This window comes from Nonomuraea fuscirosea (genome assembly GCF_035917475.1).
Classification (GTDB): domain Bacteria; phylum Actinomycetota; class Actinomycetes; order Streptosporangiales; family Streptosporangiaceae; genus Nonomuraea; species Nonomuraea fuscirosea.
In genome coordinates this window covers 2,455,096-2,467,120 of sequence record NZ_CP109074.1, presented here as the reverse complement: position 1 = coordinate 2,467,120, position 12,025 = coordinate 2,455,096, and the positions used below count along the sequence as shown (strand labels likewise).

14 protein-coding genes are annotated in these 12,025 nt (G+C 73.0%); 11 read left to right on the top strand and 3 right to left on the bottom strand.

The features are described from left to right. Positions 1-58: 58 nt before the first annotated feature. Together OIE67_RS11120 and OIE67_RS11115 are read left to right on the top strand one after the other, a co-directional pair. Positions 59-790 (top strand): IclR family transcriptional regulator, encoded by a 732-nt coding sequence (locus OIE67_RS11120; protein ID WP_326639213.1) that lies wholly within the window; start codon positions 59-61, stop codon positions 788-790. A gap of 39 nt (positions 791-829) precedes the next feature. Then, positions 830-1,480: a Rossmann-fold NAD(P)-binding domain-containing protein gene (locus tag OIE67_RS11115; protein ID WP_326639211.1), complete on the top strand. Its 651-nt coding sequence runs from the start codon at positions 830-832 to the stop codon at positions 1,478-1,480. Here the strand turns inward: OIE67_RS11115 and OIE67_RS11110 are convergent. Then, the gene (locus OIE67_RS11110) at positions 1,467-2,720 is read right to left on the bottom strand and encodes an MFS transporter (protein ID WP_326639209.1); all 1,254 of its coding nucleotides are present in this window, start codon (positions 2,718-2,720) and stop codon (positions 1,467-1,469) included. The genes OIE67_RS11115 and OIE67_RS11110 overlap by 14 nt on opposite strands. Before the next feature lie 90 nt (positions 2,721-2,810). Here OIE67_RS11110 and OIE67_RS11105 point away from each other — a divergent pair, with 90 nt between their 5' ends. From OIE67_RS11105 to OIE67_RS11090, 4 genes are all read left to right on the top strand, one after another. Next, positions 2,811-3,344 (top strand): CGNR zinc finger domain-containing protein, encoded by a 534-nt coding sequence (locus OIE67_RS11105; RefSeq protein ID WP_326639207.1) that lies wholly within the window; start codon positions 2,811-2,813, stop codon positions 3,342-3,344. 140 nt (positions 3,345-3,484) lie between these two features. Next, complete coding sequence (locus tag OIE67_RS11100; protein WP_326639205.1) at positions 3,485-4,579, top strand: LLM class flavin-dependent oxidoreductase; 1,095 nt, start codon at positions 3,485-3,487, stop codon at positions 4,577-4,579. Positions 4,580-4,626: 47 nt separating this feature from the next. Continuing rightward, on the top strand, positions 4,627-5,277 hold the full coding sequence (locus OIE67_RS11095) for an FMN reductase (protein ID WP_326639203.1): 651 nt from the start codon (positions 4,627-4,629) through the stop codon (positions 5,275-5,277). Between the two features lie 10 nt (positions 5,278-5,287). Next, positions 5,288-6,067, top strand: coding sequence for a chitosanase (locus OIE67_RS11090; RefSeq protein WP_326639200.1), 780 nt, complete (start codon positions 5,288-5,290; stop codon positions 6,065-6,067). A gap of 42 nt (positions 6,068-6,109) precedes the next feature. On the opposite strand, the gene OIE67_RS11085 is transcribed toward OIE67_RS11090, so the two are convergent. Beyond that, positions 6,110-7,018 (bottom strand): superoxide dismutase, encoded by a 909-nt coding sequence (locus tag OIE67_RS11085; protein WP_326639198.1) that lies wholly within the window; start codon positions 7,016-7,018, stop codon positions 6,110-6,112. 162 nt (positions 7,019-7,180) lie between these two features. Between OIE67_RS11085 and OIE67_RS11080 the strand changes: the two genes are divergently transcribed. From OIE67_RS11080 to OIE67_RS11065, 4 genes are read left to right on the top strand one after another with little or no spacing between them, the layout of a single operon-like run. Then, complete coding sequence (locus OIE67_RS11080; RefSeq protein ID WP_326639196.1) at positions 7,181-7,732, top strand: hypothetical protein; 552 nt, start codon at positions 7,181-7,183, stop codon at positions 7,730-7,732. Positions 7,733-7,760: 28 nt separating this feature from the next. Further along, positions 7,761-8,366, top strand: a complete 606-nt coding sequence (locus tag OIE67_RS11075; protein ID WP_326639195.1) for a cyclodeaminase/cyclohydrolase family protein — start codon at positions 7,761-7,763, stop codon at positions 8,364-8,366. Then, the gene (locus OIE67_RS11070; RefSeq protein ID WP_326639193.1) at positions 8,363-9,190 is read left to right on the top strand and encodes a bifunctional 5,10-methylenetetrahydrofolate dehydrogenase/5,10-methenyltetrahydrofolate cyclohydrolase; all 828 of its coding nucleotides are present in this window, start codon (positions 8,363-8,365) and stop codon (positions 9,188-9,190) included. The genes OIE67_RS11075 and OIE67_RS11070 overlap by 4 nt, the downstream gene beginning before the upstream one ends. A 57-nt stretch (positions 9,191-9,247) precedes the next feature. Next, entirely contained in the window at positions 9,248-9,955 is a 708-nt protein-coding gene (locus OIE67_RS11065) for a type 1 glutamine amidotransferase (RefSeq protein WP_326639190.1), read from the top strand. An 87-nt stretch (positions 9,956-10,042) separates the two neighbouring features. Here OIE67_RS11065 and OIE67_RS11060 read toward each other — a convergent pair whose 3' ends face one another. Continuing rightward, positions 10,043-11,239 carry an alpha/beta hydrolase gene (locus OIE67_RS11060; RefSeq protein WP_326639188.1) on the bottom strand — a complete coding sequence of 399 codons (1,197 nt, stop codon included), beginning with the start codon at positions 11,237-11,239 and terminating at the stop codon, positions 10,043-10,045. Between the two features lie 20 nt (positions 11,240-11,259). On the opposite strand from OIE67_RS11060, the gene OIE67_RS11055 reads away from it, so the two are divergent. Next, complete coding sequence (locus tag OIE67_RS11055) at positions 11,260-11,919, top strand: endonuclease V (protein WP_326639186.1); 660 nt, start codon at positions 11,260-11,262, stop codon at positions 11,917-11,919. Positions 11,920-12,025: the final 106 nt, after the last annotated feature.

Below are 12,025 nucleotides of genomic sequence, written 5' to 3'. Positions count from 1 at the left end.
GACGGGTGTGCCGCCTGGGGTAGGCGTCCGTTTTTCAAATGACGAACATGCTTGGAGGATGACCGACGATGAACCCAGCGATCTGATCCGCAGCGTCTCGCGCGCCCTGCGCGTGCTGGAGGAGGTCTCGCGGGCCGACCGGCCGCTGTCGGTCAAGGTGATAGCCCGCCGGTGCGGCCTCAACCTGTCCACGTCCTACCATCTGGTCCGCACTCTCTGCTACGAGGGTTATCTGCACCGGCGGCCCGACGGCGACTACATGATCGGCTCGAAGGTGGCCGAGCGGTTCCACGAGATGCTGGAGGCGTTCGAGCGCCCGCCCCGGGCGGCGGAGGTGCTGCGGCAGCTCGCCGCCGAGTCCGGCCACACCGCCTACCTGGCGCAGCTCACCGACGCGCGGCTGGTGGTGGTGGACGTGGCGGAGGGGCCGCGCTCGCCGTGGCTGGAGGACCTCCAGGCGGGTCTGGAGACGGCCCCGCACGCCACCGCGCTCGGCAAGGCGCTGCTGCTGTCGCTGCCGCCGCGGATCCGGCAGGGCATCCTCACCGAGTACGGCCTGCGCCGCTTCACCGCCGCCACCCCCACCAGCGTCGAGGACGTCGAGGAGGAACTGGCGCGCTTGCGGCCCGGTCAGGTGGTGGAGGAGTACGGGCAGTTCAGGGAGGAGGTGGCGTGCGCGGGCGCGGTCGTGCCCGGCACGCAGTGGGCGATCGGCATCTCCGCCCGCGGCCTGTCCATCCCGGCACTGGCCCGCGCCCGGCTGCGCGAAGCGCTGCGTGACCTGACCTGATCCGGCGCCGCCTTACGCTTGCTCTGGAGAGGTGCCGAGATGCGAGTGATCTTGTTCGGGGCGACCGGGATGGTCGGGCGCGGGGTGCTCAGGGAGTGCCTGCTCGACGACCGGGTCACGGCTGTGCTCACGGTCGGCCGGGCCGTGACGGGGGTCACGCATGGCAAGCTGCGCGAGCTGCGCCACGACGACCTGCTCGACCTGTCCGCGATCGAGGACGAGCTGCGCGGTTACGACGCGTGCTTCTTCTGTCTCGGGGTCTCGTCGGCGGGCATGAAGGAGCGCGACTACCGGCGCGTCACGTACGACTTCACGCTCTCGGCCGGCCGGACGCTGGCGCGGCTCAACCCCGGCTCGACGTTCGTGTACGTGTCCGGCGTGGGCACCGACGCCCAGGGCCGGGCCATGTGGGCGCGGGTGAAGGGCGAGACCGAGAACGCCCTGCTGGAGCTGCCCCTGGAGGCGTACATGTTCCGGCCCGGCTACATCCAGCCGATGTACGGCGTCGCCTCGCGCACCCGCTTCTACCGGCTGGCCTACGTGGTGGTGCGGCCGTTCTACCCGGTGCTGCGGCGGCTGTTCGGCGCGGGGATCACCACGACCGAGCGGATCGGCCAGGCGATGATCACGGTGGCCGAACGGGGCGCCCCCAAGCGGTTCCTCGGCCCCGCCGACATCAACGCGCTCTGAGCGCGGCCGGCGCGAGGGGGACGGCGGCGAGCGAGGCGGCCGCGGCCAGGCCCCACACCGCGGCCCAGGAGGCGTGGGCGAGCACGACGGGGATGAGCAGCGGGGTGAGGAAGGCCATGGCGAACAGCGTGGTCCCGATCAGGCCCAGGGCCGTCCCCGCGCGGCCCGCGCCGGACATCGCGGCGATCTCGGTGTAGGCCACGCCGTGCCAGGCGTTGGCCAGCAGGCCGCCGAGGGCCAGGGCGGCGACGGTGAGCGGAGTGGGGGCGTCGGTGAGCACCGCCGCCCCGGCCATCGCGATCCCGGCCAGGACGCCGATGCGGCGCAGGCAGGTGCGGCGGGCGCCGCTGCTGTCCCCGGCGCGGTCGGTGCGGCGGCCGGTCCAGATGCGGGCCGCGCCGCCGCCCAGCTGGGCGATCAGCACGGTGAGACCGGCCAGGGCCGCGCCCGCGCCCTTGACGTCGTGCAGGAAGATCGCGGTGAAGGTGAGCACGGCGAACTGGGGGACGGTGAGCAGGGCGCCGGCCAGAGCGAGCCGCCACACGTCCCATCGCCGCAGCGGTGACCTCTGGACGGCGCTCTCCGTGACGACGGGGGCGGGCGGGATGGGCGGCTGCGGGGTGGGTTCGTGCAGCCAGCGCCAGGTGGCGGCGGCGGCGAGCAGGCAGAAGGCGGCGGGAACGGCGTAGACGGCGCGGAAGCCGTACGCCTGCGCCAGCCAGGGCAGCAGCGCCACCCCGACCGCGCCCCCCGCCGGGATCGCCGTCTGGCGCACGCTCATCGCGAACCCCCGCTCCCCCTCCCCGAACCAGGTCATGACCGCGCGCCCCGACGCGCCGTTGACGCTGCCGCCGAGCGCGCCCGCGATGGTCAGGCACACCGCCAGCAGCACCGTCCCCGCCCCGTCCGCCGGGGTGACGGCCGTGGCCATCACCACCAGCAGCACGCCGGTGGACGTCAGGCCGGTGAGCAGGACGCGCCGGTCGCCGAAGCGGTCGGTCAGCAGGCCCCAGACGATGTCGGAGACCGCCACGCCGAGCCCGAGACAGGCCAGCGCCAGGCCGAGCGCGCCCGTGGACAGGTGGTAGCCCGCCCGCATCGAGACGCCGGTGACCGGGATGCCGGAGAACATCGCCGAGAAGCTGCCCTGCGCCCCGACGCCCACGGCCAGCACGACCCACCGGTGCCGGGGTCCGTACCGGCGCGGCAGCGCTCCTGCGGTCACGGTCGGTACTGCCATCACCACTGCTCCGTTCAAAGTAACCGTCATTAGCGGTTATCAACCGTGGCAGCCGCCGAAGTAACTTGTCAATCCGGTTACTATGAGGGCATGGACTTCACGTTCGTCAGCGGGAACCTCGGGCTCGACCTGGCCGGCACCGTCGGCGACCGGCGGGGCGCGCGCGTCGACCTGCTGCCGACGCCCGCGGAGCTGGCCCGCTGGACGGTCGCCGCCGGGCTGCTCGACGTACCGCCCGCGGCCGGTGACGACGACCTGGCCGGGGCGGTGGCGCTGCGTGAGGCGATCTACCGGCTGGCGTCCGCGGCCCGTACGGGGACGGCGTTCGAGGCGGCCGACCGGCGCACGCTCAACCTGGCCGCCGCGCTCGCGCCGGCGAGCGTGCTGCTCGGCGAGCACGGCGTGGAGCGTGGCGGCGACCTGGCCGCCGCGCTGTCCAGCGCCGCCCGCTCCGCCGCCGAGCTGCTGGGCGGGCCGCGGGCGGCGCTCATCAGGGAGTGCGAGGCCGCTCCCTGCACCCGGCTCTACCTCGACACCTCGCATCGGCGTACGCGCCGGTGGTGCGACATGCGCCGCTGCGGCAACCGGGCCAAGGCGACGGCCTTCCGCGCCCGCCACACCTGACCGCCCCCACCTGTTCAAGAGCCGGACGCTCGCCGCGGATCCGCCCGGCGGGGCCGGGTGTGCCCGATGATGGAATACCTGGGCGAGCCCGGGCGCTACGGTAGTCGTCAAATATTCAACAGTCATGGATGGTGACTAAAGTGCAGTTCGGCATCTTCAGCGTGGGCGACGTCACCACGGATCCCACCACCGGCAGGACCCCGACCGAGCACGAGCGGATCAAGGCGATGGTGACGATCGCGCTCAAGGCCGAAGAGGTCGGGCTCGACGTCTTCGCGACGGGCGAGCACCACAACCCGCCCTTCGTGCCGTCCTCCCCCACCACCATGCTGGGCTACATCGCGGCCAGGACCGAGCGGCTCCAGCTGTCGACCGCCACGACGCTGATCACGACCAACGACCCGGTGAAGATCGCCGAGGACTTCGCGATGCTGCAGCACCTGGCCGACGGCCGGGTGGACCTCATGCTGGGCCGGGGCAACACCGGGCCGGTCTACCCGTGGTTCGGCCAGGACATCAGGCAGGGCATCCCGCTGGCCATCGAGAACTACGCGCTGCTGCACCGGCTCTGGCGCGAGGACGTCGTGGACTGGGAGGGCCGCTTCCGCACCCCGCTGCAGGGCTTCACGAGCACGCCGCGCCCGCTGGACGGAGTGGCGCCGTTCGTCTGGCACGGCTCCATCCGCAGCCCCGAGATCGCCGAGCAGGCCGCCTACTACGGCGACGGCTTCTTCGCCAACAACATCTTCTGGCCGAAGGAGCACTTCATCCGCCTGATCAGCCTCTACCGGCAGCGGTACGCCCACTACGGGCACGGCACCCCTGAGCAGGCCGTGGTCGGGCTGGGCGGTCAGGTGTTCATCCGCAAGAACTCCCAGGACGCGGTCCGCGAGTTCCGCCCCTACTTCGACGTCGCCCCCGTGTACGGCCACGGCCCCTCGCTGGAGGAGTTCATGGCCGAGACCCCGCTCACGGTGGGCAGCCCGCAGCAGGTCATCGACAGGACGCTGGAGTTCAGGGAGTACTTCGGCGACTACCAGCGCCAGTTGTTCCTGATGGACCACGCGGGCCTGCCGCTGAAGACCGTGCTGGAGCAGCTCGACCTGCTCGGCGAGGAGGTCGTGCCCGTGCTGCGCGCGGAGTTCGCCAAGAACCGGCCGGCCGAGGTACCAGGGGCGCCGACGCACGCGTCCCTGCTCGCCGCCAAGAACGAGGCCGAGCCCGTCGGCGCCTGACAGGCCCCAGCCCGCTGAAATCCTGATTTTTCTGGAAAGGAGCCTCCATGAAGCTCGCCGTCGTCACGGCCGGGCTTACCCAGCCCTCCTCCACCCGCCTGCTCGCCGACCGCCTGGCCGAGGCGGTCACCCACCGGACGGCGACCGGGACCGGGACCCGGACGGGGACCGGGACCGGGATCGAGGTCCGCGTGATCGAGCTGCGTGACCTGGCCGTCGACATCGCCAACAACTTCGCCACCGGCTTCCCGAACGGCAGGCTGCGCGAGGCCATCGCCGCCGTGACGGAGGCCGACGGGCTCATCGCGGTCACGCCGATCTTCAGCGGCTCCTACAGCGGCCTGTTCAAGTCGTTCTTCGACGTGCTGGACAACACCGCGCTGACGGGCAAGCCGGTGCTCATCGCGGCCACCGGCGGCACCGCCCGGCACTCGCTGGCGCTGGAGCACGCGTTGCGGCCGCTGTTCGCGTACCTGCGCGCGGTGGTCGTCCCGACCGCCGTGTACGCGGCGTCGGAGGACTGGGGCGGCGGCCACGACGCGTTCACCGACGGCCTCGGCGAGCGCATCGGCCGCGCCGCCGACGAGCTGGCCGGCCTGCTCCAGCACCGCGCGCCCGCCGCGCGGCGGGACGAGGGGGACGAGGAGCAGGTCGTGCCGTTCGAACAGCAACTCGCGGCCCTGCGCCCCGTGGAGTAGTTTCTCCCCCGTGATCACCGCCGCCCTCGTGGCCCTCTCCCTCACCCTGAGCGGTGTCCCCGCCACTGCCGCCCCGGCGGCCGGCCTGGCGGGGGCGCACAAGAAGGACATCGCCATGCGGCTGGTGTCCAGCGCGGAGAACTCCTCGCTCGACTGGAAGGCCCAGTACGGCTACATCGAGGACATCAAGGACGATCGCGGCTACACGGCCGGCATCATCGGCTTCTGCTCGGGCACCGGCGACATGCTGAAACTGGTCGAGCTCTACACCAGGCGCAAACCCGGCAACGTGCTGGCGAAATACCTGCCCGCGCTGCGCAGGGTCGACGGCACCGCCTCGCTGAAGGGCCTGGCCCCGCGCTTCCCCGCCGACTGGCGCAGGGCGGCCAAGGATCCCGTCTTCCAGCGGGCCCAGAACGACGAGCGCGACCGGGTCTACTTCGGCCCGGCCGTCCGCCGGGCCAAGAAGGACGGGCTGCGGGCGCTCGGCCAGTTCGTCTACTACGACGCCATGGTCATGCACGGGCCCGGCTCCGACCGGCTCAGCTTCGGCGGCATCAGGAAGGCCGCGCTGGCCAAGGCCAGGCCGCCGGCGCGGGGCGGGAACGAGGTCACGTACCTCAACGCGTTCCTCGACGCCCGCAAGGCGGCGATGCGGGCCGAGGAGGCCCACGAGGACACGACCCGGGTCGACACGATGCAGCGGGTGTTCCTGAAGAACCGCAACCTCGACCTCAGGCCGCCGCTGACCTGGAAGGTCTACGGCGACCGCTACACGATCAAGAAGTGAGGACGCGCCCCCTCGGGAGGCGCGTCCACACCTGGAGCGGCGTCAGCGCTTGACGGCGACCACGTCGTACGGCGTGTCGGGCGTCGGGGTGGTGCTGAAGCGGGCGTTGGGCAGGTAGAGGCGGTGGCCGTGGGCGGCGACCGTGGTGGGGATGTCGAACCCGGGGTGGGTCAGGCGCTTGACGATCTTGCCTGACGAGCCGTCGCGCGACAGGCCGACGACGGCGATCGTGTTGTCGCGGTTCAGCACGGCGTACAGGGTGCGGCCGGACAGCAGCAGGCCGTCGCCGTTGACCAGCGAGTCCCCGCCCAGGTTCACCTCGGTGGTGACGCCGGAGGAGGGGTTCACCTCGAACAGCTTGCCGGTGTTGGACTGCACGATCAGCAGCGAACGCCGGTCGGGGCTGGGGGCGATGCCGTTGGCGTTGATGCCGGTCCCGTACGCGATGGCGCCGGTGAGCGGGATCGTGTCGAAGCCGTCGGGCAGCGCGCCGCCCCGGCCGAGCCGCAGCTTGTACAGCACCGCGTTGGAGGAGTCGGTGAAGTAGGCGGCGCCCCCGACGAGGACGACGTCGTTGACGAACGACGTCCCGGTGGCGAACTGGTACGACTTGAGCACCCGCCCGGTGCGCAGGTCGACCACCCGCGCGTTGCCGGCGTTGCCGCCGGCCACGAACAGCCTGCGCCCGTCGGTCTTCAGCCCGAGCGACGGCGTGCCCGGTCCCTTGCTGATGACGGACCCCTTGCCGGTACGCAGGTCGGCCCGGTAGATGTCGCCGGTGGCGCGGGAGCCGAAGTAGGCGTGGGGGCCAGGCCCGATCTCGATGCCCTCCGGCTGGAACCCGTTCGGCAGCGGGAACGTGTCGGGCTTCGAGGCGGCCTGCGCCGGCACGCTGCCGAGCAGGACCAGGATGAGGGCGCTGAGTGCGGTCTTCAGGATCGCGGATCTCATGCGGCCCACGATGCCCAAGGGGCTGGGCCCGGCAAAGACCCACGACCGGCTTCTCACACATTTCTCAGAAATGTCCGGACTCGGGACCGGTTACGGACCGGCACCCCCGCTGGAGTGACCCAGCGAGTAGGTTGGGACAGAGCCAAACAAACGGGGTGAGTCATGTCAAACGGTACCCGTCACGCTCTGGGAGTGGTCGCGGGGCTGCTCCTTCCTCCCCTGGCCGCCGCCGGCCTCTGGTACGGCATCGGCGAGCTGTCCCTCCAGCTCGCCCAGACCTTGCGGCTCTCGTGGATCGCGCTGGGGGTGCTCGTCGCGACGGGGATCCTGCTCGCCCTCCTGATCGGGTCCCGCCTGTCGCCCGTCGCCTCGCTGCTGGGCGGGCTCGCGTTCGTCGCGGTGGGCGCCCTGCCGTTCGTGGAGCTGACGACCGGCGCCCGGCTGATCCCCAGCGGCCTGCTGCCCAACCCCATGAGGTCGGGTTTCCAGACGCTGAGCTACTCGGGACTGCACCTGGTGCTCGGCGTGGCGCTGCTGGTCGCGTCGGTGTTCCCGTCGCGGTGGCGGGGACGGCACCGCCCCGAGTACCCGGCGCAGGTGGGCTACGAGGGGGCGTGGGAGCCGGCCCAGTCGCCGGCCCAGTCCCCGTACCTGCCGCCGCAGCCGCCGCATCATGGACCCGAGGACGCCACGCGGCCGATGTACCGCGAGTGAACCGCGGGCGGCCTGGCAGAATGCCGCCATGCGCGACTTGACGATCGTCGACTTCCTGTCCGAACTCGCCGACCGGGTGCCCGCGCCCGGTGGGGGCGCCACGGCGGCCCTGCACGCGGCGCAGGCCGCCGCCCTGCTCGGCATGGTGGCCCGCTACACCACCGGGGAGAAGTACACCGCCCACGCCGAGACGGTCGTCGCCGTGATCGCCGAGACCGACACCCTGCGGGCGCGGGCGCTGAAGCTCGCCGAGGAGGACGCGGCGGCGTTCACCGCGGTCACCGACGCCTACCGGCTGCCCAAGGGCGAGGAGCGCAGCGGCGCCATCGCCAGGGCCCTGGCCGGCGCCGCCGAGCCGCCCGCCCGGGTGGTCGAGGCCGCCGCGCGGGTGGTCGAGCTGTGCGAGCTGCTGCTGCCGATCTGCAACCGCAACGTGGTCACCGACATCGCCGCCGCCGCCGAGGCCGCCCGCGCCGCGCTCACCACGGGCCGGGTCAACGTGGAGGTCAACCTGGGCGGCGTACAGGACGAACGGCTACGCGCGGAGCTGAACATCCGCCTGTCCGGCGTCGACGCGGCCGTGGCCAGGGCAGACTGGGTGACCGCAGAGGTACGCGAGGAGATCAAGCCGTGAAGACGCTGACCGGCCGGGACCTGGCCGCCGCCATCAGGACCCAGACGCAGGCCGAGGCCGCATCGGGCACGCAGCCGCGGCTGGCCGTCGTGGTGGCCACCGCCGACGAGGCGAGCCTGTGGTACGTGCGCTCGATCGCCAAGGCGGCGGCCGCCGTCGGCATCGACTGCGACCTGGTCGACCTGGGCCCGCAGGCCACGCCCGAGCGGATCGGCGAGACGCTGGCCAGGCTGAGCGCCGACGCCGGCGTGCACGGCGTGATGCTGCAGACGCCGCTGCCGGCCGGCGCCTCGGCCCAGGAGCTGGCCGCGGCCATCGACCCGCGTAAAGACGTCGACGGGGCCAACCCGCTCTCGCTCGGCCGGCTGGCCGCCGGGCTGCCCGCGTTCCCGCCCGCGACGGCGGCGGCCGTGATGGCGCTGCTCGACCACCACGGGGTCGAGCTCACGGGGCGGCGGGCCGTGGTGGTCGGCCGCTCGACGGTGGTCGGCAAGCCGCTGGCGCACCTGCTGCTCGACCGGCACGCCACCGTCACCGTCTGCCACTCGCGCACCCGCGACCTGGCCTCCGTCACCGCGCAGGCCGAGGTGCTGGTCGCCGCGGTCGGCCGGGCGGGGCTGATCGGCGCCGGTCACGTCGCTCCCGGCGCGGTGGTGATCGACGTCGGCACCAACCCGACCGACGACGGCGGCCTGACCGGCGACGTCGACTTCGCCGCGGTCGCGGAGGTGGCGGGCGCGCTCACCCCCGTGCCGGGCGGGGTCGGGCCGGTGACCACCGCCCTGCTGCTGCGGCACGTGGCGCGGGCGGCCAACCTGCCATGATCATGCGCATGCCCGTTCCCGACCCTCAGGTCATCGACCATCAGGCGGAGGCCTGTCTTGGCTGACATTCTCATCGTCCAGAACAGCAGGAGCGGAGGTCCCGGCCGCGTGGGCGGCTGGCTGGAGGAGGCCGGGCACCGGCTCGACGTCGTGCTCGCCCACGACGGCGCTCCCCTGCCCCGCCGCCTGACCCACGACGCCATGATCATGCTCGGCGGCGGCTACCTGCCGGACGAGGACGACCGGGCGCCGTGGCTGCGCGACACCCGGCGGCTGATGACGCAGGCGCTGGGCGACGGTGTGCCGCTGCTGGGCATCTGCCTGGGCGGGCAGATGCTGGCCCACGTGGCCGGAGGCGAGGTGACCGGCGACACGGGCACGCCGGAGAACGGCAGCCTGCCGCTCACGATCAGGCCCGAGGCCGCCGCCGACCCGCTCTTCCACGGGCTGCCGCCGGTGGTGCCCGCCGTCGAGCACCACAAGGACGCCATCACCCGGCTGCCCGACGAAGCCGTCCACCTGGCCGAGACCGAGGCGTGCCCGTACCAGGCGTTCCGGATGGGCGAGCGGGCGTGGGGGGTGCAGTTCCATCCCGAGGTGCTGCCCGAACGCATGCGGACGTGGCAGGCCGACGGCTTCGACCCGGACGAGGTCTACGCGCGGGCGGTGGCCGACGAGCCGGTCTCCACGCCGATCTGGCACCGGGTCACCACCCGCTTCGCGGCCCTCGTCACCTCCCGCGCCCCCGCCGCCAGGGCTTCGTGACACCGTCTCCCGGCTACGCGCGTCCGGGCCGCCCGGCTTTGTGAGCCGGTGGCGGCCGGCACCTCGCCGCCGAGCCCGAGGGTCCGTCTAGGTGAGAGCGTCGGCGATGGCCTTGACGGTGGCCTGCCAGATGGGGGCGGCGGGAGTGATGACGTCGAAGTGGTCGCCCGGTTGCTCCAGGTAGGTGACGTCGTCGCCTGCCTGCCGGGCCAGGGCGGCGTGCCTGCGGGCGAAGTCGACCAGGTCGAGATCGTCGTCACGGCCCTGCACGATGAGCTGCGGGGTGCCGAGGGGGAGGCGGTGGAGGGGGGAGGAGGCGGCGTAGGGATCCTCGTCGCCGGGCTGTGCTGAGGTGGCGGAAGGGCCGGCGGGGGCCGAGGTGCGGCCGAGGGCGGCGGCGACCGCTCCCGCGCTGAGTTTGCGGCGGTCTCCCTGGACGAGGTCGAGCACGCCCGCCAGGGACACCGCCAGCGCCATCCGCGATCCGTCGGCCGCCGCCCTCAGCGCCAGCTGCCCGCCGGCCGAGTGTCCGGCGACGACGATCCGGTCCAGGTCGAGCGCGACCGGCGTCGCGGCTCCTTGGCCGGTGACGGTGGGGAGGGTGGTCAGCGTGGCCAGGCCGGTGGCGATGTCGGCGGTGGTCGCGGCCCAGCCGTGCCGGTCGGGGCGGCGGTATTCGAGATTCCACACCGCGAACCCGCGCCGGGCCAGGTCCTCGCAGAGCTCCTCCATGAGGTCGGCGGCCCAGATCGAACGCCAGTAACCCCCGTGGATCAACGCCACCACGGGCACCGCCTCGTCTGCGGCGGCGCGGGTGGGCGCGGTGGCGGTGGTGGCGATGGCGTCGGTGACGATGGCGGTGCCGGCTGTGGGGAGGTACAGGTCGGCCCACTGTTCCGGGGAAGGGCCGTAGGTGATCCGCTGGATGGCGGGGTGACGCGCGCGGTGTACGGCGTGCCGGATGCCCCAGGTCAGCCCTGCGATGCCACGCCCGTGGATGTGCGTGGCCCCGTCGACTCGGTCGATGTCCACCCAGACGACGACCGAGGGGCCGAGCGGCTGCCCGATGGACGCGCGCACGTCCTCGCCCGGCCCTGGGAGGACGACCGCCACGTCGCGTTCTGGTACCGACGAGAACAGGTGCGCGGCGTCGCGGGCGTGCACGACCGTGCCGTTCACCCCGAGACGGGTGAACTCGCGGTCGGCGATCTCCGCGAGCAGCCCCGCGTCCGCCACCAGGCCGGGGCCGACGGCCACCACGATCTCGTCTGAAGCCACCCTCATACGGAGATACCTTAGGGCGGGTGCGTGTGAATCAGCTTCACCTTTGGCCCGCGAGTGTCGCCGAGGCGGAGGCCGTCCAGGACCGGCTGCGCGGGCAGGTCGAGCTGACGGGACCCGACACCTTCGCCCTGGTGGCGGGCCTGGACGTGCACTACCACGGCGACGACGAGGTGACGGCCGCGGTGGTCGTGCTGGACGCCGTGACGCTGGAGCCGGTGGAGCAGGTGGTGGCGCACGGGAAGGCGGCCTTCCCCTACGTGCCGGGCCTGTTCGCCTTCAGGGAGCTGCCCGCGCTGGTGGAGGCGCTCGAGCGGCTCACGGTGACACCCGACCTGCTGGTCTGCGACGGGTACGGGCTGGCTCACCCGCGCGGCTTCGGCCTGGCCTGCCACCTGGGCGTGCTGACCGGGCTGCCGTCGGTGGGGGTGGGCAAGACACCGTTCGTCGGGACGCACGAGCCGCCCGGCCAGGAGCGCGGCGCCTGGACACCGATCGTCCACGAGGGCGCCGTCGTGGGGCGGGCGCTGCGCACGCGACGCGGGGTCAGGCCGGTGTACGTGTCGCAGGGGCACCGCATCTCGCTCGGCACGGCCACCGGCGAGGTGTTGCGGCTGGCGGCCCGCTTCCGCCTCCCCGAGCCGATCCGCCACGCCGACCACCTGGCCCGCCACCCGTCCTGAGCCCGGCGACGGCAGCGGGAAGCGGACCGACGCCAAGGAGTACAAGTACTACGCCGGCCCGGTGTACGTCTCGGCGCCCGGGCAGTGCGTCGACGTCGAGGGCATC

Bases quoted from the DNA above. Each gene is read 5' to 3' on its own strand.
- OIE67_RS11085 (WP_326639198.1), bottom strand. From the start codon at position 7,018: ATGAGATCCGCGATCCTGAAGACCGCACTCAGCGCCCTCATCCTGGTC.
- OIE67_RS11080 (WP_326639196.1), top strand. From the start codon at position 7,181: ATGTCAAACGGTACCCGTCACGCTCTGGGAGTGGTCGCGGGGCTGCTC.
- OIE67_RS11115 (WP_326639211.1), top strand. From the start codon at position 830: ATGCGAGTGATCTTGTTCGGGGCGACCGGGATGGTCGGGCGCGGGGTG.
- OIE67_RS11060 (WP_326639188.1), bottom strand. From the start codon at position 11,239: ATGAGGGTGGCTTCAGACGAGATCGTGGTGGCCGTCGGCCCCGGCCTG.
- OIE67_RS11120 (WP_326639213.1), top strand. From the start codon at position 59: ATGACCGACGATGAACCCAGCGATCTGATCCGCAGCGTCTCGCGCGCC.
- OIE67_RS11110 (WP_326639209.1), bottom strand. From the start codon at position 2,720: ATGGCAGTACCGACCGTGACCGCAGGAGCGCTGCCGCGCCGGTACGGA.
- OIE67_RS11095 (WP_326639203.1), top strand. From the start codon at position 4,627: ATGAAGCTCGCCGTCGTCACGGCCGGGCTTACCCAGCCCTCCTCCACC.
- OIE67_RS11075 (WP_326639195.1), top strand. From the start codon at position 7,761: ATGCGCGACTTGACGATCGTCGACTTCCTGTCCGAACTCGCCGACCGG.
- OIE67_RS11105 (WP_326639207.1), top strand. From the start codon at position 2,811: ATGGACTTCACGTTCGTCAGCGGGAACCTCGGGCTCGACCTGGCCGGC.